This is a genomic window from Nocardiopsis rhodophaea, from assembly GCF_039530945.1.
Lineage (GTDB): Bacteria > Actinomycetota > Actinomycetes > Streptosporangiales > Streptosporangiaceae > Nocardiopsis_C > Nocardiopsis_C rhodophaea.
Genome location: NZ_BAAAPC010000009.1, coordinates 107,232 through 131,703 on the forward strand (window position 1 = coordinate 107,232; position 24,472 = coordinate 131,703).

The window sequence follows — 24,472 nt, forward strand, 5'->3', positions numbered from 1 at the left end:
CGAGGACAGTCGAAATGACACGGATACACGACCTATGACCTATATAGCGGTATATAAAACGAATTCATAACCGCGGGGATGATGTGATCCGCCGGTGCTTCGCTATACGTTCCAGGCGTGTGCAGTCCCCCACTCGTCGGCCGGGACAGGGAACTGGGGGTCCTGGCCCGCGCCACCACACAGCAGCGCGCCGCCGTCCTGATCGCCGGAGAAGCCGGAACCGGCAAGACCCGGCTGGTCCAGGAGCTGCGCGGCGACCACGACGCTGAGGCCCACCCGCGCCCCGGACCGTTGCTGGGCTACTGCCACCGCGCGCCCGCCCCCTTCCCCTACGGTCCGGTCATCGAAGCTCTGCGCGGCGCGCCCATCCCCACCGGACTCAACCCCGTCTGCGGCACCCTGCACCCGCTGCTACCCGAGTGCGCCCACCTGCTGCCCGAACCGCCGCCACCGCTGCCCGACCCCAGCAGCGAGCGCCACCGGCTCTTTCGCGCCTTCCGCGAGATCCTCACCGCCCTCGGCCCGGCCGTCCTGGTCATCGAGGACCTCCACTGGGTCGACGCCCACACCCGCGCCCTGCTGGACTTCCTCGTCCCGCGCCTGCCCGACCAGCTCACCCTCGTCCTGACCTACCGCCCCGAAGACCTGCCCGCCGACTACCCCGTGGCCGCCCTGGCCGCCCGCCTCCCGCACGGCACCTTCCGCGCCGAACTCGACCTGCCGCCCCTGACCGTCGAGGACGTGCACCACCTGTGCGCCGCCCTGCTCCACGGCCGCCCCCCGCCTCCCGAGGACTTCGCCGCCCGCCTGCACGCCCACACCCGCGGCAACCCGCTGGCCGCCGTCGAACTCCTGCACCACCTGCGCACCACCCGCATCACCCCCGCCACCCCCTCCTGCCTCGAAGACGCCGGCATCCCGCCCACGTTGCGCCACGCGCTCCTCGAACGCCTCTCCCAGCTCGGCCGCCACGCCCGCGCCATCGTGCAGGCCGCCGCCGTCCTGGGCGAGCCCGCCACCGAAGCGGTGCTCACCGCCGTCGCCAAACTCACCCCCGCCCACGCCGCCCGCGGCCTGGACGAAGCCCTCACCCGACGGGTCCTGCGCACCGAGCCCGACGGGACCATCGGCTTCCCCCACGTCCTCACCCGCCGGGCCGCCTACAGCGCGCTGCCCCTGCCCAAGCGGCGGCGCCTGCACCGGCGCGCCGCCGCCGTTCTGCGCACCGAACCCGGCCCGCCCTATGCCGCGATGGCCGCGCACAGCCGTGAGGCCGGACTGCACGACGCCTGGACCAGCTACGCCGAGCAGGCGGCCGACCGCGCCATCGCGGCAGGCGACGACGGCAGCGCCGCCGAGCTGCTGCGCGACGCCCTCACCCGGCCGCGCCTGGCCTCGGAGGCCCGCCACCGCCTGGCCGTCAAACTCGGCCGCGCAGCCCTGACCGGCCTGGTCACAGACGAGACCATCACATTGCTGCGCCAGATCATCGACGACCGGGCGCTGCCCCCCGCAACCCGCGGCGAACTGCGCCTGGAACTGGGCCTGCTGCTGCTCAACCAGGCCGGGCAGGGGACCCAGGCCCGCCACGAACTGGCCCGCGCCTGCGCCGAACTGTCCCGCCGCCCCGCGCTGGCGGCCCGCGCCATGTCGGCCCTGGCCGTGCCCCGCTCCACCCCCGAGCCCGTCGACGCCCACCGCCAGTGGATGCAGCGCGCCACCACCGCCGCCGGGCACAGCGGAGACCCCGTGGTCACCACCGCCGTGGCGGTCAACCGCGCCACGCTCCTAGCCCAGCTGGGCGACCCGCAGGCCTGGGAGGTCGCCCTGCCCGACCCCGCCGACCCGCTGGACCGGGCGCAGCGGCGCGAGCTCACCCGCGGCGCCCTCAACCTGGCCGACGCCGCGGTGATGCTGGGCGACTACCCGCGCGCCGAGCACTACCTGCGACTGACTACCGAGTTGGCCACCACCACCGAGGTGCCCTTCACCCTGGCCCTGGTGGGCGCCGAGTCGACCGGGCTGCTGCTGGACTGGGTGCGCGGCCGGTGGGACGGGCTGGCCGAGCGGGCGGGCAGCGCCGCGCGCTCCCCGCACCTGGCCGACCTTCCGCTGGTGGCGGCCGAGATCGACCTGGTGCGGGCCAGCCTGGCGCTGGCCCAGGGGGACCCGGCCGAAGCCGAGGACCTGCTGCGCGGGGTCAGCAGCGGCGCCACCACGGCCAATCTGGTGCCGATCCGCGCCGCGGCGGCCGGGACCCTGGGCCGGGTGCTGCTCTCCCGCAAGGACGCCGCTGAGGCGTGGGAGTGGATCGATCCGGTGCTGGGCCTCATCCAGTCCAAGGGGATCTGGGTGTGGGCCAGCGACCTGACACCCGGCCTGGAGGCGCTGCTCGCCCTGGGCCGCGACACACTCGCCGCCGACCTGCTCAAACGCTTCGCCTCCGGGCTGGAGGGCACCGCGGCCCCGGCCGCGGCGGCGGCCCTGGACCGGTGGCGGGGGCTGCTGGCCGACCATCAGGGCGACACGGAGCGCGCCGTGGAGCTGTACGCGCGCGCCGAGGCCGCCTACCGGGCGCTGCCGCGCCCGTATGAGGCCGCGCAGGCGATGGAGGCGCGCGGACGCTGCCTGCTGGCGGGCGGGCAGACCACGGTGCTGGTCGAGGCGCTGCACGCGTACACGGCTGTGGGGGCGTCCTGGGACGCGGCGCGCTGCCGCCGCCTCCTGCGCGAGCAGGGCGTCAGCACCCCCCATGTCGGGCAGCGCGGCTATGGCAGCGCGCTGTCGCCCCGCGAGCAGGAGATCGTGCGCCTGGCCGCGGGCGGGCGCACCAACCGGGAGATCGCCGCGATGCTGTACCTGTCGCCGCGCACGGTGGAGACGCACGTCGCCAACGCCCTGAGCAAGCTGGGGCTGCGCTCCCGCAAGGAGCTGGCGCGGGGCCGGTGACGCAGACGCCCCGCTCCGCCGCGGCGTTCCCGCGGCGGATGACCTACGGCCGCCCCGCGCGGGAGTCCGCGCCGGTGTCCGGATGAGTTGCCGGCCCGGCACGGTCCGGGGTGGGGGTGACCTGCCCGGCGAGGGAGGTCGGTACTACGTAGCCCGACACCACGGCCAACTTTACGTAGTTGATACGTATTTTCACTACCTCTCGCTCGGCCGATGCTGCTCTCGGGAGTCGCCTGAGGTTCGGCCCCGCTCCCGTTCACCAGGCGGCCCCCAGACATCCCCCACGCCCCGTCCCCACAAGGGGCCCACCGAAGGGTTGCCGACACGATGCGAAGAATCTTTGCCGTGCTCGCCTCCGCCGCTCTGGTACCGGTGTTCGCCATGGCACCAGCCGCGGCCGCTCCCGCCCCCGCTGAATCCGGCCCCGCCCAGACCTACATCGTGGTCCTGGACGACGACGCCAACCCCCGCGAGGTCGCCAAACGACACGGGGACCGCCCCAACGGCATCTACAAACACGCGCTGACCGGCTATGCCGCCGAGATGACCGCGGCCGAGGCCCGCCAGCTGCGCTCCGACCCCGACGTCGACATCGTCCAACAGGACGCGGTCGTCCACACCACCGCCCAGGACACCCCCACCGGCATTTCCCGGGTCTTCGCCCCCGACAACGAGAACCTGAAGATCAACGGCCAGGAGGACTTCACGGCCGACGTCGACATCGCGATCATCGACACCGGAATCGCCGAGCACTCCGACCTCAACATCGTCTCCCGCACCGACTGCACCACCGGCACCTGCCGCGACGGCTCGGGCACCGACGGCCACGGGCACGGCACGCACGTCGCGGGCAGCGCGGCGGCCATCGACAACGGGTCCGGTGTCGTCGGCGTGGCCAACGGCGCCCGCCTGTGGAGCGTCAAGGTGCTCGGCGACGACGGCGGTGGAACGCTGTCCGCTGTGACCGCCGGCATCGACTGGGTGACCGGCAAGGCCTCCGAGATCGAGGTCGCCAACATGAGCCTGGGCTGCGACGGCTGCTACGACCAGGCCATGAGCCAGGCCATCTCCTCCTCGGTGGACGCCGGCATCGTACACACCGTGGCCGCCGGCAACTCCCGAAAGAACGCCCAGAGCTTCTTCCCCGCCAACCACGACGACGTGCTGACCGTCTCGGCGATGGCCGACTCCGACGGCGAGCCCGGCGGCACCGGCGGACCCTTCTCCTGCCGCACTGACCAGGACGACACCCTGGCCGACTTCTCCAACTACGGGACCGTCGTGGACATCACCGCCCCGGGCGTGTGCATCTACTCCACCTGGACGGGCGGCGGCTACAACACCATCGACGGCACCTCCATGGCCGCGCCGCACGTCGCCGGGGCCGCGGGCCTGCTCGCGGTCGGCGACAGCAAGCCCACCAACCGCGCCGACGTGATGGCGATCTACGAGACCCTCAAGTCGACCGGCAACGACGGTTGGGACGACACGTCCAACGACGGCGTCAAGGAGCCGCTGCTGGACGTGGGCGACGCCTCCACCTACCCGTCCGACGGCGGCGGTGGGGGCGACAAGCCCACCGCCGTCATCGGACACACCTGCGACGACACCTCGCGGACCTGCGAGTTCGACGGCACCGGCTCCGCCGCCCCCGACGGCGAGATCACCGGCTACGCCTGGGACTTCGGCGACGGCACCACGGGTGAGGGCGCGGCCCCGTCCCACACCTACACCGCGGACGGCACCTACACCGTCACGCTGACCGTCACCGCCGACAGCGGCGCCACCGGCACGACGTCGGTCGAGGTCAAGGTCGGCAGCGAGCCCGGCAACGAGGCGCCCACCGCCGCGTTCACCGCGACCTGCTACGCCTACTGGGACCTGTGCAGCTTCGACGCCTCGGGCGCCAGTGACCCTGACGGCACCATCGCCTCCTACGCCTGGGACTTCGGCGACGGCACGACCGGCAGCGGCCAATCCACCTGGCACTTCTACAACACCGGCGGCACCTACGAGGTCACCTTGACCGTCACCGACGACCAGGGCGCCAGCGGGACGACCAGCAAGAGGATCACCGTCGGATAGCGGCCCTCGCGCTGACCGGCGCGCGCCTGCCTCTGGCGCGTCTCGGCATCCGGGCGGCGTCTCCGCACCCCGCGCCCGCGGGGGAGGGGGCGCCGCCCCTTTCGCGCGCGTCCTGCCACGCACCTCGCGGGGCGGGGGAGGGGTGGGCCGGGACGCCGGGGGTGCTTCCCGGTGTGCGTGGCGGCGGCCCTGCGTCCCTGGCGTGCTCACAGCCGCCTGGGCGCGCGGTCCACCCAGCACCCGGTGGCGGCGTTCACCCGAAAGCTCGGTCCTTTCAGGACCGAGAAGCGGGCACCGGGACCCACTCCGGCAGCGGCTCGGCGCGCTCGCGCCACCCCGCGGGCAGCTGCCCCCAGGGCAGCCGGGTGCCCACGATGCCGCCGACGATCGCGCAGGTGGTGTCGAGGTCCCCGCCCGCCGCTGAGGCCGCCGCGGCGGCCGCCCACAGCGCCCCGGGCAGGTCGTCGTGGTGCTTGGCCGCCGCCCACAGCGCGAACGGCACGGTGTCGCGGGCGCCGATGAGCTCGCCGCAGCCCAGCTCCGCGGCCACGGCGCACGGGTCAGACGAGATCAGCAGGGCGCGCGCGTCGTGCACGGCCTCGTGGACGGCGCCGGAGGGGATGTAGTCGAGCACCTCGCCGAGGAACCCGCCCGCCCCCAGCGGTTCGCACCGCACCGCCACCGCCGCAGCGGCGGCCACCGCCACCGCCCCGGCGATGCCATCGGGGTGGGTGTGGGTCACCTCCGCCGAGAGCCGCGCCTGGCGGACCGCCTCGGCCACGTCGTCGGCGAACCAGGCCCCCAGCGGGGCCACCCGCATCGCCGCGCCGCTGCCCCACGAGCCGGCCCCATCGAACTGGGCGGGCGCCAGCGTGCGCCAGTCACCGCCCGCCCGCACCGAGCGCAGCAGGTGGTCGGTGGCGGTGTGGTAGCCGCGCAGCGCGTCGTAGTGCGCGGCGAAGCTGGCGACCAGCGCGTCCTGGTCGACCCGCCCGTAGCGGTAGAGCACCGCATAGACCGAGCACGCCATCTCGGTGTCGTCGGTCCACTCCCAGGGCCCCGGCGGCAGCGTCCGCTCCCGCACCGCCTCGGCCCCATCCGGCGCGAACAGGCGCGCCCCGAACGCATCGCCCAACGCGAGCGCGTTCAGCGACACCGCCGCGCGCCCGGCGTGGGTGGAAGCGTTGGACACCATGGCACCTAGCACCATGCCCACCGAGACCCCCCGCCTACCCCGCACGTGCGCCCCCAGCCCGCCACCTGGAGCGCTCACTCCCAGGTGAGCAGGGATGGCAGAAGAACGAAACACGCGCGTCACACACGGCTGACCACGCGGAAACACCCTCTGGGTTGCCTGGGAAACCACGGAGGCGACCGGTCGGCGCCGCCACCGGCTCCCCGCCGACCACCAAGGGAGAAGAAGTCGCAAATGAGACAACTCGTCGTCATCGGCAACGGCATGGTGGGCCACCGCCTCGTCGAGGCGGTCCACGACCGCGACGCTGCGGGCGCGTGGAACATCGTGGTCCTGGGTGAGGAACCGCGCCCCGCCTACGACCGGGTCGCGCTGTCCTCCTACTTCGACGGCGCCACCGAAAGCGACCTGCGCCTGGCCGACCTGGGCGAGAGCGTCGACCTGCGGCTGGGCGAACGCGCCACCGCCATCGACCGGGAGAACACGACGGTCACCACCTCCTCCGGCGCCATCGTCCACTACGACACCCTCGTGCTGGCCACCGGCTCCTACCCGTTCGTGCCGCCCTTGCCCGGCCACGACCTGCCCGGATGCCACGTCTACCGCACCATCGACGACCTGGACGCCATCACCGCCTCCGCCCGCGACGCCGCCACCGGCGTCGTCATCGGCGGCGGCCTGCTGGGCCTGGAGGCCGCCAACGCCCTGCGGCTGCTCGACGTCGACACCCACGTCGTCGAACTGGCCCCCTGGCTCATGCCCGCCCAGGTCGACGAGGGCGGCGGCGCCCTGCTGGGCCGCCTCATCGAAGAACTCGGCGTCACCGTGCACACCGGCACCGGCACCTCGCGCATCGAGGCCGGCGACGACGGCCGCCCCACCGCCATCCACCTCGGGGACGAGCGCATCCCCACCGACATGGTCGTGTTCTCCGTGGGCATCCGCCCCCGCGACGACATCGCCCGCCACGCCGGGCTGGACATCGGCGAGCGCGGCGGCGTCGTCATCGACGACACCTGCCGCACCAGCGACCCCCACATCTACGCCATCGGCGAATGCGCCAGCCACGACGGCACCGTCTACGGGCTCATCGCCCCCGGCAACGCCATGGCCGAGGTCGTCGCCGACCGGCTCGTCGGCGGCGAGGCCGCCTTCACCGGCGCCGACACCTCCACCAAGCTCAAACTGCTCGGCGTGGACGTGGCCAGCTTCGGCGACGCCCACGGCCGCACCGAGGGCGCCCTGGACGTCGTCGTCAACGACGCCGCCGGCCGCCGCTACGCCAAGCTCGTCGTCTCCGACGACGCCACCACCCTGCTCGGCGGGGTCCTGGTCGGCGACGCCTCCGCCTATGCGGCCCTGCGCCCCCTGGTCGGACACGAGCTGCCCGGCGACCCGCTGGGCCTGATCTCCCCGGCCGGAGCCGACGGCGGGGGCGTGGGCGCCGGCGCCCTGCCCGACGACGCCCAGATCTGCTCCTGCAACGCCGTCACCAAGGGCGAGCTCACCCAGGCCATCACCGATGGCGCCTGCGACGTGCCGGCACTCAAGGGGTGCACCAGCGCCGGTACCAGCTGCGGCTCGTGCGTGCCGATGCTCAAGCAGCTGCTGGCCGCCTCCGGCGTGGAGCAGTCCAGCGCCCTGTGCGAGCACTTCACCCACTCCCGGGCCGAACTCATGGAGATCGTCCGGGCCACCGGCACCACCACGTTCTCCGACCTCATCGCCCGCCACGGCACCGGCCGCGGCTGCGACATCTGCAAACCGGCCGTCGCCTCCATCCTCGCCTCCCTGGGCGGCGGACACATCCTGGAGGGCGAGCAGGCCGCACTGCAGGACACCAACGACCACTTCCTGGCCAACCTCCAGCGCAACGGCACCTACTCGGTCGTGCCCCGGGTCCCCGGCGGCGAGATCACCCCCGACAAGCTCATCGTCATCGGCGAGGTCGCCCGCGAGTTCGGGCTCTACACCAAGATCACCGGCGCACAGCGCATCGACCTGCTCGGCGCCCGCGTCGAGCAGCTGCCCGCCATCTGGTCGCGCCTGGTGGAGGCCGGCTTCGAATCCGGGCACGCCTACGGCAAGGCCCTGCGCACCGTCAAGTCGTGCGTGGGCACCACCTGGTGCCGCTACGGCGTCCAAGACTCCGTGCGCATGGCCATCGACCTCGAACTCCGCTACCGGGGCCTGCGCTCGCCCCACAAGATCAAGGCCGCGGTCTCCGGGTGCGCCCGCGAATGCGCCGAGGCGCGCGGCAAGGACTTCGGCGTCATCGCCACCGACAAGGGCTGGAACCTTTATGTCGGCGGAAACGGCGGCTTCACCCCCCGCCACGCCGAACTCCTGGCCTCCGACCTCGACGACGCCACCCTCATCCGCTACATCGACCGGTTCCTGATGTTCTACATCCGCACCGCCGACCGGCTGCAGCGCACCTCCGCCTGGATCGAGAGCCTCGACGGCGGCCTGGACCACCTGCGCGACGTCGTCGTCCACGACTCCCTGGGCATCGGCGCCGACCTCGAACGCGACATGGCCGCCCACGTCGCCAACTACGCCGACGAATGGCGCGGCGTGCTGGAGGACCCCGACAAGCTCGCCCGGTTCACCTCCTTCGCCAACGCCCCCGAGGCCCCCGACCCCACCATCACCTTCGACACCGAGCGCGACCAGCCCGTCCCGGCCGGGCCCGTCGCCCTGGGGATGCCGCACCTGCCCACCAACGGCACCACCCCCGACGGGGACACCGCCCGCACCGCCCCCGACGGCTCCGCACCCGTGGAGGTCTGACGAGATGACCGCACCCGCCCTTCCCGCCCTGTCCACCACCCCGGACGGCCAGTGGGTCCGCGCCTGCCCCGCTGAGCGGCTCCTGCCCGAGCGCGGCGTGGCCGTCCTGCTGCCCGACGGCCGCCAGGCCGCCCTGTTCCGCACCCACGACGGCGCGCTGTACGCCCTGGACAACATCGACCCGTTCAGCCGGGCCGCGGTGATGTCGCGCGGCATCGTCGGCGACCGCGGCGGGGAACCGACCGTGGCCTCACCCATGCTCAAGCAGGTCTTCTCCCTGCGCACCGGCGCCTGCCTCGACGACCCCCAGGTGCGCCTGGCCACCTACCGCGTGCGCGAGCGCGACGGTGTGATCGACGTCGGCGTCCACCCCGACGAGGCCCCCCAATGAGCGCCGGAATCGACCACCTGCCCGGACCGCGCACCGAACCCGCGGCGACCGTGGCCCCACTGGCCGGGTTCACCGTCGCGGTCACCGCGGCCCGACGCGCCGACGAGCTGGCCGCACTGCTGCGCCGCAAGGGCGCCGAGGTCGTGTGCGCCCCGGCGCTGCGCATCGTCCCCCTCAGCGACGACCAGCGCCTGGCCGCCGCCTCACGCCGCCTCATCCACGACCCCGTCGACATCGTCGTGGCCACCACCGGCATCGGCTTCCGCGGCTGGGTCGAGGCCTGCGAAACCTGGGGTCAGGCCGAACCGCTCATCGCGTCCATGGCCCGCTCGCGGCTCATCGCCCGCGGCCCCAAGGCCAAGGGCGCCATCCGCGCCGCCGGGCTCACCGAGGAGTGGTCGCCGCCCTCCGAATCCTCCGCCGAAGTCCTGGACTACCTGCTGTCCACCGGCGTGGAGGGGCTGCGCGTGGCCGTGCAGCTCCACGGCGAGCCCCTGCCCGACTTCTGCGCCGCCCTGCGCATGGCCGGAGCCGAGGTCGTCGAGGTCCCCATCTACCGGTGGACCACGCCTGAGGACGTCGGCGCCCTGGACCGGCTCATCGACGGCGTCACCGGCGGCGGCATCGACGCGGTCACCTTCACCAGCGCCCCGGCCGCCGCCGGGCTGCTGGCCCGCTCCGCGACGACCGGCACCCAGCCCCACCTGGTCAACGCGTTGCGCAGGGACGTGCTGGCCATGTGCGTGGGCCCGGTCACCGCCCGCCCGCTGATGGCCCACGACATCCCCACCGTGTGGCCCGCCCGCGCCCGCATCGGCGCCCAGGTCCGCAAGCTCACCGAGGAGCTGCCCGACCGCTTCCCCGAACTGCCGGTGGCCGGCCACCGCATGCGGCTGCGCGGCCACGCCGTGCTGCTCGACGGGGTCGTGCGCCCCCTCTCACCCGCGCTGATGCGAGTGCTGCGCGAACTGGCCCGCCGCCCCGGCCAGGTACGCGACCGCGCCGACCTGCTGGCCAGCCTGGGCGGCGAGGCCGACGCCCACGCCGTGGAGACGGCCGTGGCCCGGCTGCGCACCGCGCTGGGCGATCCCAAGATCATCCAGACCGTGGTCAAGCGCGGCTACCGCCTCGCCCTGGACAACGGCGACTGCCCGACCTCAGGAGCCTGATGTCTGCCTCACCCCGCACCCCCGCCCTGGCCGGACTCCCGCGAGACGCGTCCGCGCCCACGCTGCTGCTGGCCGTGCACGGAACCCGCGACCAGCGGGGTGTGGCCGTGGCCCGCGCGCTGGCGCGGCGCGTGGGCGCGCGCGCCGGTGTCGCCGTGCGGCTCGCCTTCGCCGATGTGCTGGCTCCCGATGTGGGCGAGGTGGCCGCCGCGGTCGACGGCCCGGTCGTGGTGGTGCCGGCGTTCCTGGCCGCCGGGTACCACGTGCACGTGGATATCCCCGAGCAGCTCGCCCGGGCCGGGCGAGCCGATGCCGTGGTCACCGGAGCTCTGGGTGGCGACCCGCGGCTGATCACCGCCGCCGCGCGGCGGCTGGGGCGTGCGGGATGGACGCCGGGTGACGCCGTGGTGCTGGCCGCCGCCGGGTCGTCTGACGCGGGCGCTCGCGCCCAGGTGCACGACGCCGCCGACCGGCTGTCGGGGGCACTGGAGGCGCCGGTGGAGGTGGGCTACATCGCCACTGCCACGCCTCGGGTGCCCGAGGTCGTGCGGCGCGTGCGGCGCCAGGGGCGCGGGCGGGTCGCGATCGCCTCCTGGCTGCTGGCGCCAGGCCTGTTCCACCAGCGGCTGGCCGAGGCGGGAGCCGATGTGGTGGCCGCTCCGCTGTGCCCGGACGACGAGGTGGCCCAGGCGGTCGTGGCCCGCTACCGGGCGGCGCTGGTCCCCCAGCCCGCCTAGCGCAGCGCTCCCGACGCGCCCGACCCCTGGGGGCGGGCGCGTGCTCGGCGCCACTCGGCCAAGGGCAGGGCAGCGGTGGGGGTGGCGGGGGTGGCGAGTGGTCCTCGCCGGTTGAGCGCCGCGGGGCATCGCCTCCCCCGCGAGCGGCGCGTGCACATTCCGGGGCCCCGTCAGCCGCGTCGCGCCGTCGGGCGGAAGCGAGGGTCCGGCGGGTGCCGGAGCGGCGCTTGGCCCCGGTGTTCCCCGGGGCGGTGATCGTCACCGGACGCCGGTCACCCAGCACGCGCACGCGAGGCTCCCGCGGATGTCGGCACGCGGTGGTGGAGCGTCGACCACCTGCCCGCACCGGCAGCACTTGCCCTCGCACGCCTCGGGTGTCGGCGCGGGCGCGGCGGCCACCCGGCGCTGCTCGCGGTGGTGGTCAACGCTGTCTGTGCGGCGTCGTCGCCGTCTCCTTTTCTCCTCGCCTGCTCGCGGCCGGGTGGTGGCGGAGGTGTGGCCGGATCCGGCAACACGCCTTCCTTTTTCCTCTCTAGAGGGAATGTAGAAGGGGGTGCGGACCACGCGACGCGATGGGAGAGCCATGTCCCCCGCCAGGCGAGCAATCGAGTCCCGCGAGGCCTGGGACCACGACGACCCGCGGCTGGACCGGGCCGCCGGGGCGTGGGTGGGCGCCGCCGCGGCCGCGTGCCTCATCGGCACACCCCCGGCGATGACCGCCGAGATCTGCCACCCCGACGGGGAGGGCACCGGACCGCCGCTGCTGGCGTGGCTGATCGCGACGGCGCTGGGCAACGTCGGCGACCCCGTGGCGGCGGCCAAGGCGGTGGACGGCCCTCTGGAGCGGCAGTGGACGGCGGCGTTGTGCCGCACCGTGGGTGAGGGGCGGGTGCCTCCGGTGGAGGCGGGCGTTCCTGAGCGCGGTCCGATCGCCACGGGGTGGCGGTCGGTGCAGGGCGCCCCGGTGCCGCCGCTGGATCCGGCGCGCGGGAGCTTCCCCTGTTCCCACCTGGTCGAGGCGGTGTGGAGGGCCTATGCGCGCGGCGGCGACGAGGCCGCGATGTACGCCGGTGCGCTGGCGGGGGCGCGCTGGGGGATGTCGGGGGTCCCGCTGGAGGCGCAGCGGCGGCTGGGCGACATTGTGGCGCCGCGCGTCCTGGTGACACGGGCGGTGGTGCTGGCGCGGGGCAGCGACCCGCAGCGGTGGCCCGAGCGGGAGCACCATCCGGCGGGCGCCAGTCCGCACATCCGCCACCCGTTCGCTGTCGAGCACCCTTATGACCCGGGGGTGACCCTGTGCAATCTGGCTTATGTGCGCACGCGGCGCGACGCGGAGGCGGTGGTGACGCTGTGTCGCCGGGGGCCGGGGGACGCGCCGTCCCATCTCGCAGCGGGCGACCGGGTGGAAGTGTGGCTCGCCGACCGGGAGGCGGTCAACCCCAACCTGCACTTCGTGCTGGACGAGGCAGCGGCGGCGGTGGCGGCGCTGCGCGCGGAGGGCAAGCGGGTGCTGCTGCACTGCGCGGCCGGGCAGTCGCGCACGCCCGCGGTGGCGGCGCACTACGCGGCCGCGGCGTGCGGCGCCGGTGTGGTGGAGGCGCTGCGGACGACCATCGGCGCGGTGGGCGGCCATGTCAACACTCCGGAGCTGGCCCGGGCGGCAGCGGCGCTGAGCGGCGTGGCGCTGGTCGACCCGGCGGCGGAGTTGTTCCCCACCGGGCCGCCCGCCCAGCGGCCGGCACCGCCCCGGTGAGGCGCGGGGCCGCGAGTGTCGAACCGTTGCGGGCTCGCTGCCGCCCGGGCGGCGGTGGCTGCCTTAAAAGGATTCGACGCTCGCGGCCTGGCGGGTGTGGCGGGCTTCTTTGTGGCCACGCGAGGTCGGGCGGGCTAGACCTTGCTTTCGTGGAGGCGGAGCGCGACGCCCACGGCGAACAGGGTGGGCGCCCACTGCCCGACGAAGATGCCCCAGCGGTCGGCGCGGGCGGTGCCGGCGTCCTCCGCCTTCCTGGAGGCGAGCCAGGTGAGGATGCTGAGTCCGATGGAGGCCGTGCCGGCGGTGTAGGCCATTTCTGAGGTGACGCCCATTTCGGACAGCTTCGCGATCATGGTGCTCCTCGCGTATTGATCGACAGGTCGGTGGGCAGCTACCCGAGGCGCGGTGGGCGGAACCTCCATGAAAGGTCAAAGGGAATGCACTTTGACCTGCGGGGTTATGGAGCGCTGCGGGTGGCGGGCGCCGCGCGGGCGGCCCGCTGCCGGAAGATGCGGGCCACCCGGGCTCCCGCTGTGCGTGCGGGGGGCGCGGGGTGCGGGCGCCCGCTCCGCCGCGGGATACTCCATCGGTGATCACGTCCACGCGCCCGGTTATGTCCGTTTTGCCGGGATAATTTTCGTGATTATCGCGGATGAATTGTGGCGAAACGGATTTAACCGGCTGCGGATGGTCACTTATCCGCTTTTCGGGCCGACCGCGAAGTGACAGAGGGCCCCGGCCCCTGCCGTGGCGCCACTGCTTCCGCCCGTGGGCCGCGTGCGGGTGGTGGGGGAGCCGACGGATCGACGGCGGGTCGGGGGCCGCGTGGGTCGGGCCTACCGGCCCACCCCGTGCCCCTCTTCACCGGTGCCGCTTATCACCCAAGGACACCGCAAGGGCGGCCGCCCGCCACGGCGCACGGCCGGCCCCGGCCGCCGGTGCCATCGCCGCCGTGGGGCCCGCGGGCCGCGCGTCTTCTTCGTCCCGCGGCCCCCATGTCCGCGGTGACCTGCGGGGCAGCGGCGCAGGGCGCCCCGCCCCACTGCAGGGGACGGGCCCGCGTGCGGCCCACCCGTTGACCGTTACCATCCCGTGACGGTAGAAACATGGACACCCCACCGTGAGTGGGTCAAACACGGATGAACCAAGACGCATGCTCTCGATCACACCATGAACTACGCAGGGAGTCGCAAAGCAAACCCAACGTAGGCAAACGAAGTGACAAGTGACACAAACCCCCCAAATTGGTTTCCGTGACCCTCTCGTTATGCATACGCTCAGCCAGGTCGGTTTAAAGCCCCTGACCTGCGGCTTAACCCCAAACCGACCCCCCACCCCCTGTTCCGGGTGGATGTGCTGTGCCCCCGGCGCCCCTCTGGTGGCCCCCTCGGTTCCACGGCCCGTGGCGCACGGCTGGTCCCTGTCCCCGTTCAAAGGACGTTCCTCGTGGGCAATCATGAGCCCTCTCGTATTTCGCTCCTCAAAAACCTGAAGACCAAGCGCGCCGTCGTCCTGACGGCGGCCGCGGGCGCCGTCCTCATCACCGGCGGTACCGCCGGCGCGGCCGTCCTGGGCGACCTCGGTGGTAGCCCGCAGAGCGCCGCCAACGAGATGAAGGTGCCCTCCGCCGAGGTCAACGACCTCGCCGACGGTGCCGACACCCCGGCCACGCCCGACGCCGATGAGCGCAAGCAGAGCGAGGAGCAGCGCGACCAGGCCTCCCAGGAGGCCGCCCAGTCAGTCCAGGCCTCGGCATCGGAGCCCAAGAAGAAGGAAGAGAAGCCGGAACCCAAGGAGGAGCAGTCCTCCGCCCCGTCCTCCTCTTCCTCCGGCTCCAACGGCTCCGGGCTGACCCCCACCGGTGACGGCGGCTCCTGCCAGGCGTCGATGTACAGCGACCCGCAGCCCACCGCCAGCGGTGAGACCTTCGACCCCAGCGCCATGACCGCGGCCCACAAGACCCTGCCGATGGGCAGCATGGTCAAGGTGACCAACCCGTCCAACGGCAAGTCGGTCACCGTGCGTATCAACGACCGCGGCCCCTATGTCGCCGGACGCTGCCTGGACCTGTCCACGGCGTCCTTCACCTCGATCGCCTCGGCCGGCCAGGGCGTCGTCAACGTCGACTGGCAGGTCGTGAGCTAGGCACCACGTCCGCACCCCACCTCCGGGTGGGAACCGGCCGGTGGCTCCCCGGGGTGGCGTCTGCCCCCCCGGGGAGCCACACGCGTCCCCGCCCCCCTTTTGCCCGCCCGGCGCCGCGCACACGTGTGACATCGCCGGACGCGTGTGCAGCGCGTGGCACAATGCCGACAAGGCGACGCAGGGAAAGGGACGAGGCCGGTGTTTCGCAACGAGACCGGATGGGTCATCTCACCCACCGACCTGGTCGACGCCATGGAGTGCGACCACCGCAGCGCGCTCAAGGCCGCGCTGGCCGCCCGTGTCGAGGGCGTCCCCGCGCCCGCCGAGATCGACCCGCTGGTCGCCCGCAGCGGCGCCGCCCACGAACAGGCCGAACTCGACCGGCTGCGGCAGGTGTTCGGCGACGGCGTCGTCGCGATCGACAACCCCGAACCCACCCACGCCGCCATGGCGGCCGCCGCCCGGGCCACCGCCGCGGCTATGGCCTCCGGCGTCCCCGTCATCTACCAGGGCGTCTTCTACGAACCCGGCGACCACGGCGTTGCCTTCCACGGCCGCGCCGACTTCCTCATCCGTGACGACACCGACCCCGCCACCGGGCAGCACCGCCCCGGACGCGGCACCTACGAGCCCTACGACACTAAGCTGGCCCACCACCCCGGCCCCGGGGCGCTGGTGCAGCTGGCGGCCTACGCCGCCGCCCTCGGCCGGATGGGGCCCGCCGACCCCGAACACATGTACCTGGTCACCGGCGACGGCGCCACCCACGCCTACCGGGTCGCCGACTTCACCCCGCTGCTCTCCTCGGTCTCCGACCGGCTCGCCACCCGGCTGCGCGGGCCCATCGCCGCCCCCGACCCGCTGTGGGGCGAGCCGCGCCCCTCCTGCGAGCGCTGCGGCTACGCCGCGATGTGCCGGGAGGGACGCACCGCCTCCCGCCACCTCACCCTGGTGGCCGGGATCCGCTCCGACCAGGCCCGCAAGCTCAGCGACGCCGGCATCACCACCATCGACTCGCTGGCCGCGGCCACCGAGGAGGACCGGCCGCCCACCCTGCCCCGGCACTCCTACACCCGGCTGCGTGAACAGGCCGCCCTGCAGGCCCGCCAGGACGCCACCCGCACCGCCGCCAACCCCACCGGCGAGGTCATCGCCCAGGTGTATGCCCCCGACGGGCTGGCCGGCCTGCCCGCCCCCAGCCCCGGCGACATCTTCTTCGACATGGAGGGCTACCCCTACTTCGACGGCGCCGACGGGCGCGGCCTGGAGTACCTCTTCGGCGCCGTCACCGAGGAGGACGGCGCCGCGCACTTCCACGCCTTTTGGGCCCACGACCGCGCCGAGGAGAAGCAGGCGTTCGAGGACTTCGTCGACTTCGCCACCGCCCGCTTGGAGGCCGACCCCCAGGCGCACATCTACCACTACGCCTCCTACGAGGTCGACCGGCTCAAGTCCCTGGCGGCGGCCTTCGCCACCCGCGAGCGGGAGGTCGACCTCCTGCTGCGCGACCACCGCCTGGTCGACCTGTACACGGTGGTCAAGAAGAGCCTGCGGGTCTCCCAGCGCTCCTACTCCATCAAGTACCTGGAGCCGCTGTACTTCGAGGGGCGCGACGGCGACGTGGCCACCGCCACCGCCAGCATCGACGCCTACGCCGACTACCTCGGCGCGCGTGAGTCCGGCGACACCGACCGGGCCGACAAGATCCTGTCCGACATCGGCGCCTACAACTACGACGACTGCGTGTCCACCGCGCGGCTGCGCGACTGGCTGGAGGAGCGCCGCGCGGCCGAAGGCATCACGGCGCGCCCCGCCGTCCAGACCGAGCTGAGTGAGGCCGAGGACGACAAGCGGCGCAAACGCGAGGAGAAGGAGGCGCGGCTGCGCGCCCTGACCGACCCGCTGCTGCGCGACGTGCCCGCCGACACCCACCGGCGCGACGCGGCCCAGCAGGCCCGCGTCCGCCTGGCGGCGCTGGCCGGGTACTACCCGCGCGAGGAGAAGCCCTCCTGGTGGGAGTACTTCCGCCGGGTCTCGGCCCCGGTGGAGGAGCTGGAGTCCGACAACGACTGCCTGGTACCGCTGCGCGTGGCGGCGGGGGAGTGGCAGGAGCCCACCGGCCGCCAGCGCCTCGCCCGCCGCGAACTGGAGCTGCGCGCCGACCCCACCCGCCCCCACCCCTTCTCCGCCGACGACCGCGTGCGGCTGCTCTACCCGGGCCCGCCCGTCACCTGCCACCGCCCCGAGTCGACGCGCTCCGCGCGGCCCTACTCATGGGGCCAGGGCGCCGACACGGTGGACGCGACCGTGACCGCCGCCTCGGCCGACCGGCTCGTCGTGACCGAGACCGCCGACCCCGAGCAGCTCTACGCCCGCGCCCCGGCCGCCGTGCTGCCCGGCCCGCCCATCCAGGCGGCCCCCAAGGACGCGGCCCTGGAAGCCCTCGTCGAGCAGACCATCGCCCACCAACCGGACTGGCTGCGCCTGCCCGGAGTCGACGTGCTGCGCCGCCTGCCGCCCCGGCTGCGCGGCGGCGGCGCCCTGCCCGACCCCGCCGAGCACGGCGGCGACCTGATCGCCACCGCCATCGCCGCCGTGGACCGCCTGGAGGACTCCTACCTCGCCGTGCAGGGCCCGCCCGGGGCGGGCAAGACCTACCTCGCCGCACAGCTCATCACCCACCTGGTGGGCCGGGGCGCCACCGTGGGCGTGTGCTCCACCAGCCACAAGGCCGTGGAGAACGTGCTGGCGGCCGCCGTGCGCGCCGGCCAGGACGCCCGCGCCCCCGTCCCCGCCGCCAAGCGCCCCAGCGGCAAGCAGGCGCCCGACCCCGACCTGCCCTGGGAGCAGCCGCGCAGCCTCAACGCGCTGTCCGCCTGGCGGGCCAAGCAGGAGGGCGGCTACCTCGTCGGCGGCACCGCCTGGGGCATGGCCAACGCCACCATGCTCGACGACCCGCTGGACGTGCTCATCATCGACGAGGCCGGGCAGTTCGCGCTGGCCGACACCCTCGCCGTCTCGGCCGCCGCACGCAACCTCGTCCTGCTCGGCGACCCCCAGCAACTCCCACAGGTCGTCCAGGGCACCCACGCCGAGGGCGCCGATGCCTCGGCGCTGGAGCACCTGGTGGGCGGGGAGGAGATCATCGACGCCTCCCTGGGTTACTTCCTGGACGAGACCCGGCGCATGCACCCGGCCGTGTGCGCCCCGGTCTCCGCCCTGTCCTACCGCGGGCGCCTGCACGCCCACCCCTCGGCCGCCGAGCGCGGCCTTGAGGGCAGGGAGGCGGGCCTGTACCAGGTGCCGGTGGCCCACAGCGGGCGCAGCACCCACAGCCCCGAGGAGGTCGAGGCCGCGGTCGGCCTGGCCGCACGCCTGGTGGGCGCCGCCTTCACCGAGCCGGGCGCCGACCCCCGCCCGCTGCGGCCCGACGACATCCTCATGGTCGCCCCCTACAACCTCCAGGTGCGCACCCTGCGCCGGGCGCTGCGCGAGGCCGGGATGCCAGGGGTGCGGGTCGGCACCGTGGACCGGTTCCAGGGCCAGGAGGCGCCGGTGGTGATCTGCTCCATGACGGTCTCCAGCGCCTTGGAGGTCCCGCGCGGCCTGGACTTCGTACTGTCGCGCAACCGGCTCAACGTGGCCCTGTCGCGCGCCCAGGTCCTGGCGGCGCTGGTGTACTCCCCGGACCTGCTGACGGCCGCCCCGCGCTCGGTCGCCGAACTGCGCGTCCTGGCCGGGTTCGCGGGCCTGTGCCACCGGGCACGCCCCTGGCGGGGGCACGCCGCGCCCTGACGCGGCGTGCCCGCTGGCGCACGATCCGGCGCCCGAGGCGGGAAAAACGCCACGAGGATGACGACACTCGCCCACCCGACCTCTTGATCGACAGCCCCGAGCCGAGTTGGATGGTCGATGTCGCATCCGGGCAGCGCCCCTCTGCCCCGATGACCACCGAACACCACATCACCGAGACCGACATTGATCCGTTTCATCCGTCCCGCTGAAAGGCATCACCGACACCGTGCTCGATTCTCCGTCCACGCCGCGCACGCCCCGGCGCGGCGCTCCACGAACCCTGTGGGAGAAGGTGCGTTCCCCGTTGCCGCCGGTTGAAAATGGAGGCCCGCCCATCCGCAACACCCGCCACCCCCTGGGCGTCCGCATCACCGCGGCCGTCCTGGGACTGGCCGGCCTGATCCTGGGGCCCATCGGGTACCTCAACGCCGTGGCAGCCGACGCCAGCTCCGCCGCCGAGTGGTACACGCTGGGCGTCGGCGCCGCCGTGGGCCTGCCGCTGCTGGCCGCCGCCATCACCACGGTCGCCGGGGACCGTACGGCCGCACGCTGGTCGCTGGCGCTGCTGCTGTGGCCGATCGCCTACATCACCGCCATCCACCTCCTGGCCGCCGTGTGACCAGGGCACCGGCCCCCGCCGCCTAGGGTGGGGGCCGGTGCGGCCGAGCCGGGTGGCCGCGCGTGAGGCGATCGGAGGGGCGCGTGTCACCCAAGAAGAAGAACCCCCGCACACCGCGCGAACGGCGCACCGGGACGCGGGACACCCGCCGCACGGCGGCCGCCGACCCCGCCCGCACCGCGCGCACCCCGGTCGCGGTGGAGGAGCCCGCGCGCTGGCCCGTGCTGGTGTGGTGCCTGCTGACGGCGGCCTGGATCGGCGGGTCCCTGCTGTTCTTCGTGCTCTACCTGGCCGAGGGCTTCGCCCTGCTCAACGCCGCGGAGATCACCGACGCCGCTCGGCGCGCCACCGCCTGGTACCTCGTGGGGCTGGTGGCATCCGCCTTGGGCGTCCCCGTGGTCGGCGCCGTGGCCGCCGCGGTGCTGCGCCGCAGGATCGCCGCCGTCATGTTCGGCCTGGCCCTGCTGCTGTCGGCGGCGGCCCTGTTCTCCCTGGCGTCCCCCGCCGACCTGGTTTCGGCCATCGGCGCCGCACTCGGCTGACCAGCCGCACACCGCCCCCGCGAGGTCCGATCCGGGGGCGGGCCGGCCGCGGCCGCGCGCCCCATAACGCCCTTCGGTCCGCGATGCGCCATGATGGACCACCGTGGACGACAAACCCGAAGACCACCCCGGCGGCGGCGACGTGGCCGAGATCGTGCCGGCGGAGGTCCGCACCCGGCTGGAACACGGCACCCACAGCGTGCTCGTGGACACCCGCGCCCTGGAGGAGGTGCGGCGGCGCTTCGACGACGAGCAGGCATCGGCCCTGGGCCGCTACCTGGCCTCCGCCCAGTCGCACAACACCCTGCGCGCCTACCGCACCGACTGGTGCGCCTTCACCGCCTGGTGCCTGGCCGAAGGCCGCCGCTCCCTGCCCGCCGACCCCGTGGACGTCGCCGTCTACCTCGCCGCCGCGGCCGACACCGTCGGCCGCGACGACCCCGCCCGCTGGGCGCTGTCCCCCTCCACCCTGGAACGCAAGGCCGCGGCCATCGCCGCCGTGCACGGGGCCCACGGCCTGGCCTCACCCACCCGCGCCGACGTGGTCCGCATGACCCTGCGCGGCATCCGGCGCCAACGCCGCGCCCGGCCCAACCGCAAACGCCCCGTGCTCCTGCACACCCTGGAAGCCCTGCTGGCCGAACGCCCCGCCCCCGGCCACCCCACCGGCACCGCACGGCGCCGCGACGCGCTCCTGCTCCTGGCCGGGTTCGCCGGCGCCCTGCGCCGCAGCGAACTGGCCGCGCTGACCTTCGACGACATCGCCGTGGACACCGACGCCACAACCGGCGAACCCCTGCTCGTGGTGGGCCTGGCGGCCACCAAGACCGACCAGGAGGCGCGCCACGCCCAGCAGGTCGCCCTGCCCCGGGGCAGGCGCAGCACCACCTGCCCGGTCTGCGCGTTCGCCGAGTGGGCCGACGCCGTGCGGGCCCACCGCGACGGCGGAGCCCCCGGTCTGCGCGCGTTCTTGGAAGCCGACCCCCAGGCGGGCGCGGACCACCTCGCCGCCGCCCCGCCCGCCCACCGCTGCCACACCTACACCGGTACCGACCTGGCCGACGGCACCGCCCGCCCCCTGTTTCCGCCCATCGACCGGCACGGCCGCCTGGCACCCCGCACGATCTCCGGGCGCGCCGTCGCCGACCTGGTCAAACGCTACGCAGAACGGGCGGGTCTGGACCCCCGCGCCTTCAGCGGGCACTCGCTGCGCTCCGGGTTCGCCACCCAGGCGGCGCTGGGCGGCGCCGCGGACCGCGAGATCATGCGCCAGGGCCGCTGGACCAACCCGCGCACCGTGCACGGCTACATCCGCACCGCCAACCCGCTGGAGGACAACGCCGTCACCCGCCTGGGCCTGTGAGCGCGCACCTCTGGGCCCCACGGGCGCGGTCCGGAACCGTCCCGGAAGATCGGGGTGACCACAATGTGTCCGTTATGTGCGAAGATGCCGGGGTGATCGATGAGTTTCGCGCTGCTTTCCAGGAGCTGATCGACGCCTCAGTCGCGACGGATCCGCAGCCCTTCCCCGCCGCAGCCCACAAGGTCTACACGCTGGTTCCCCACGTGCCCGAGGAAGAACGCGAACTCGCACTGGAGGCGTTGGCCCCCCTCCTCAGCGGAGGGCACGCCCTGCCCGGCGTCGCCGCCGACCTCAGCCTCATCGCCGGGGCGATGGTCGAATCCGGCGCCGCCCCCGGCACCACCGGCGTGGAGGTGGTCCGCCTGCTGCGGCTGATGGGCAAGGGCGCCGCCGTGTTCCTCTCCGCCTGGGACCGCACCGGCGGCGGCCCCCCGCCCGACCCCGACACGGTCACCGCCGAAGCCGAGGAGCGCGTCGCCACCGACCTGGCCGAGGCCGCCCCCACCGCCACCGTGTGCTGGTGGACCATCCGCCGCCACGGCCTGGCCGCCAAGACCATGCTCGGCAGCTCCGCCGTGCGCGCCGCCATCCGCTCCGACCCCGCCCTGCACGCCGAACTCGTGGCGATCTCCAACCAGCTCTCCGCGGCCCTGTGGGAATTCGACGAGGTCCGCGCCCTCCTGCGGATGGCCGAAACCACCTCGGTCCTCGTCTTGGACCGCGCCTCCGGACGGGGGTTCCGCATCCTGTTCGACGGCATCGGCGACAACTTCCAACTCCACGCCCTGCTGGCCGACGCCCTCATCGGCCCCGAGGGCCGGGGCCTGCCCGGAGAACGCCCCGACCCCCGGTGGACCGCCTCCTACCGCTCCAGCGCCCCCGACCCCGAGGCGCGCATCGTGCGCGGCTGGTGGAACCTGACCTCCGCCGACGGCTCGTGGATCTGGAACGACGGCGTCCCGGCCGACATCCCCGCCGTCGACGGCGAACGCATCGTGGTGCTGGACGCCCAGCCCTTCGCGCGCACCTGGAGCGCGGGACGCCGCCACCCCCAGGTCCCCGCCTGGCTGGAGGTCGACGAGGAGCTCACCAGCGACGAGACCGCCCTGTGGTGGCGCCGCGTGGCCACCAGCGCACCCCCGGCGGTCGCGGACGCCCCCGCCCACGGCACCGAGGAGCCCGAGCCCGCCGCACAGCAGGAGGACTCCTCTGGCGCCACCGGCACGCCCGCCCCGACACCGCCCGGCTTTCCCTCGACCGTTCCGGAAGGCGGCGCGGCGGTGCGTCCCGCGATGGAGGAGATTCGCGCCTCGGCAGGGCCGCTCACGCCCGCGGCCAAGCGCGTGGCGCCCCAGAGCACCACCGAACCGCCCGAGCCCGCCGAGCAGGAGGCGCGGCCCGCCACGGACGACGCGCCGGCGCCGGGCGCACACCCCGACCCGCCCGCGGACACAGGTGAGGACGCGCGACCGGACGCGACGGCCCCCGACGGCGCCGCCCCGGCACCGGCCGCGCAGGACCCCGCGCTGGGTACCGGCGACAACGACGCCGAGGACCCCCTCGGCGACCACCTGGACGGCGTCACGGCGGCCGCCCCGGAAGACGGCCCGGCGCAGGACCCGGCCGCACAGGACAGCGACACCGCGGATACCGCCTCTCCCGCCGGGGATGCGGCCGATGCTCGCGGCGAGCCCGCCCGCGTCGACGCCTTCCCGGAGCGCATGCGCGGCTCCCTGCGGGTCAGCGCCGAGCGGGACGAGCCCGACACATGGGAAGCATCCGCCCCGGCCCAGGCGGGCCACGACGCGACGCCACCGGCGGACAGCGGCCTCACCTCAGCGGAGGCGCAGCCCGCGGCACTCTCGCACGGGGACACCACCGCCGGCGTCGAGGCGCAGGCCGCGGCGGGCGACACCGCCGCACCTGGTGGCCCCCTCGGCGCGGAGTCGGGCCCGTATTCGGCGGCGACCGAGGTGTTCCCGGTGATCACGGACGAGATCGCCGCCATGTTCGACGCCGAACGGGCCGCCGGGGAACGTGCCGACGGACGCGGCGCGGCCGAAACACCCGCCAGTGAGGAGCGCGCGGACAGCGACGGTCGGGCGCCGGGCGCGTCCTTCCTGCCGCCGCTGCCGCCCGGCGTCTCCGACAGCTCGCGGTGGGGGCCCAACTGGCTGTGACCCCTCCGCAGGTGCGGGAGCGGCCCCGCTGAGGTGCCGGCCCCACCGGCCGGGAGCCCACGGGGTCGGCGTTCGCCAGCGACGCCGCCAGGTGCCGCCGGTCGCGCGGGGGGAGGGGCGGTGCTGTCCGCGCGCCCGCCTGGCGGTGCGGGGCGGGTCAGGCGGTGCGGCGGTGACCGCCGGGGCGGGGCGCCGCCGCGGGCAGCGGGGAGCGCTCGTCGTCTTCGTAGTCCTCGTCGTAGAGGCCGTCGAAGTACTCCTCTTCGGTGACGTCGTGGGCCTGTTCCGCGCCCCTCCAGCGCGAGGCCAGGAACATCGGGACCACCAGCGCCAGGCCCAGCGGCACAAAGACGCCGAGGGGCAGCAGGTCCAGGGCTCCGCTCAGGCCGGGGCTGCCGGGCAGGCGGTCGGCGAGCTCGGGGCGCAGAACGACACCGGCGGTCAGCCCGACCAGGGTGAGCCCCGCGATCCCCGGCACCAGGGGGGTCAGCCGGGGTGCCGCCATGGCCACCGCCACCAGCAGCGCGAGTGCGCTGACCACCGCGAGGGTCGCGGCGCCCCCGGCACTGAGGAACGTGGCCTCCTGTGCCTTGAGCTCGGTCAGGCGGGGCAGGGCCCACCCGGCCCCGAGGACGACGACGGGGGCCAGGACCAGGCCGGTCAGCAAACCGACGAGGTGTCGCATAGGGGGTGCTCCTCTCAGGACGTTGGCTAGGCACCCTAGCGACATTTCCCCACCACTGACCATGTCCGACA

16 protein-coding genes are annotated in these 24,472 nt (G+C 74.3%); 13 read left to right on the plus strand and 3 right to left on the minus strand.

Annotation, left to right across the window (positions count from 1 at the left end):
• The first annotated feature begins 117 nt into the window (after positions 1 to 117).
• Together ABD259_RS12060 and ABD259_RS12065 are read left to right on the plus strand one after the other, a co-directional pair.
• Positions 118 to 2,949 carry an ATP-binding protein gene (locus tag ABD259_RS12060; RefSeq protein ID WP_344105771.1) on the plus strand — a complete coding sequence of 944 codons (2,832 nt, stop codon included), beginning with the start codon at positions 118 to 120 and terminating at the stop codon, positions 2,947 to 2,949.
• A 327-nt stretch (positions 2,950 to 3,276) separates the two neighbouring features.
• The gene (locus ABD259_RS12065; protein ID WP_344105773.1) at positions 3,277 to 5,034 is read left to right on the plus strand and encodes a PKD domain-containing protein; all 1,758 of its coding nucleotides are present in this window, start codon (positions 3,277 to 3,279) and stop codon (positions 5,032 to 5,034) included.
• A gap of 274 nt (positions 5,035 to 5,308) precedes the next feature.
• Here ABD259_RS12065 and ABD259_RS12070 read toward each other — a convergent pair whose 3' ends face one another.
• Complete coding sequence (locus ABD259_RS12070) at positions 5,309 to 6,229, minus strand: ADP-ribosylglycohydrolase family protein (protein WP_344105776.1); 921 nt, start codon at positions 6,227 to 6,229, stop codon at positions 5,309 to 5,311.
• A 234-nt stretch (positions 6,230 to 6,463) separates the two neighbouring features.
• On the opposite strand from ABD259_RS12070, the gene nirB reads away from it, so the two are divergent.
• From nirB to ABD259_RS12095, 5 genes are all read left to right on the plus strand, one after another.
• Positions 6,464 to 9,022: a nitrite reductase large subunit NirB gene (gene nirB, locus ABD259_RS12075; RefSeq protein WP_344162337.1), complete on the plus strand. Its 2,559-nt coding sequence runs from the start codon at positions 6,464 to 6,466 to the stop codon at positions 9,020 to 9,022.
• Between the two features lie 4 nt (positions 9,023 to 9,026).
• Positions 9,027 to 9,413 (plus strand): nitrite reductase small subunit NirD, encoded by a 387-nt coding sequence (gene nirD, locus ABD259_RS12080; RefSeq protein ID WP_344105779.1) that lies wholly within the window; start codon positions 9,027 to 9,029, stop codon positions 9,411 to 9,413.
• Positions 9,410 to 10,582: a uroporphyrinogen-III synthase gene (locus ABD259_RS12085; RefSeq protein ID WP_344105780.1), complete on the plus strand. Its 1,173-nt coding sequence runs from the start codon at positions 9,410 to 9,412 to the stop codon at positions 10,580 to 10,582. The genes nirD and ABD259_RS12085 overlap by 4 nt, the downstream gene beginning before the upstream one ends.
• Complete coding sequence (locus tag ABD259_RS12090; RefSeq protein WP_344162340.1) at positions 10,582 to 11,319, plus strand: sirohydrochlorin chelatase; 738 nt, start codon at positions 10,582 to 10,584, stop codon at positions 11,317 to 11,319. Before ABD259_RS12085 ends, ABD259_RS12090 begins: the two co-directional genes overlap by 1 nt.
• Positions 11,320 to 11,902: 583 nt before the next feature.
• Entirely contained in the window at positions 11,903 to 13,072 is a 1,170-nt protein-coding gene (locus ABD259_RS12095) for a hypothetical protein (RefSeq protein ID WP_344162343.1), read from the plus strand.
• A 134-nt stretch (positions 13,073 to 13,206) separates the two neighbouring features.
• Here ABD259_RS12095 and ABD259_RS12100 read toward each other — a convergent pair whose 3' ends face one another.
• Entirely contained in the window at positions 13,207 to 13,425 is a 219-nt protein-coding gene (locus ABD259_RS12100) for a hypothetical protein (protein ID WP_344105787.1), read from the minus strand.
• 1,093 nt (positions 13,426 to 14,518) lie between these two features.
• On the opposite strand from ABD259_RS12100, the gene ABD259_RS12105 reads away from it, so the two are divergent.
• The 6 genes from ABD259_RS12105 to ABD259_RS12130 all read left to right on the plus strand — a co-directional run bounded on the left by ABD259_RS12105 (position 14,519) and on the right by ABD259_RS12130 (position 23,716).
• The gene (locus ABD259_RS12105) at positions 14,519 to 15,217 is read left to right on the plus strand and encodes a septal ring lytic transglycosylase RlpA family protein (protein WP_344162346.1); all 699 of its coding nucleotides are present in this window, start codon (positions 14,519 to 14,521) and stop codon (positions 15,215 to 15,217) included.
• 198 nt (positions 15,218 to 15,415) lie between these two features.
• The gene (locus ABD259_RS12110) at positions 15,416 to 19,012 is read left to right on the plus strand and encodes a TM0106 family RecB-like putative nuclease (RefSeq protein ID WP_344162349.1); all 3,597 of its coding nucleotides are present in this window, start codon (positions 15,416 to 15,418) and stop codon (positions 19,010 to 19,012) included.
• Positions 19,013 to 19,316: 304 nt separating this feature from the next.
• Positions 19,317 to 19,631: a hypothetical protein gene (locus tag ABD259_RS12115; protein WP_344105793.1), complete on the plus strand. Its 315-nt coding sequence runs from the start codon at positions 19,317 to 19,319 to the stop codon at positions 19,629 to 19,631.
• 83 nt (positions 19,632 to 19,714) lie between these two features.
• A complete protein-coding gene (locus tag ABD259_RS12120) occupies positions 19,715 to 20,173 on the plus strand; it encodes a hypothetical protein (RefSeq protein WP_344105795.1) in 459 nt (152 codons plus the stop codon).
• Positions 20,174 to 20,276: 103 nt separating this feature from the next.
• Positions 20,277 to 21,536: a site-specific integrase gene (locus ABD259_RS12125; protein ID WP_344162352.1), complete on the plus strand. Its 1,260-nt coding sequence runs from the start codon at positions 20,277 to 20,279 to the stop codon at positions 21,534 to 21,536.
• A 92-nt stretch (positions 21,537 to 21,628) separates the two neighbouring features.
• Positions 21,629 to 23,716: a hypothetical protein gene (locus tag ABD259_RS12130; RefSeq protein WP_344105800.1), complete on the plus strand. Its 2,088-nt coding sequence runs from the start codon at positions 21,629 to 21,631 to the stop codon at positions 23,714 to 23,716.
• 157 nt (positions 23,717 to 23,873) lie between these two features.
• On the opposite strand, the gene ABD259_RS12135 is transcribed toward ABD259_RS12130, so the two are convergent.
• Positions 23,874 to 24,401 carry a hypothetical protein gene (locus ABD259_RS12135; RefSeq protein ID WP_344105802.1) on the minus strand — a complete coding sequence of 176 codons (528 nt, stop codon included), beginning with the start codon at positions 24,399 to 24,401 and terminating at the stop codon, positions 23,874 to 23,876.
• Positions 24,402 to 24,472: the final 71 nt, after the last annotated feature.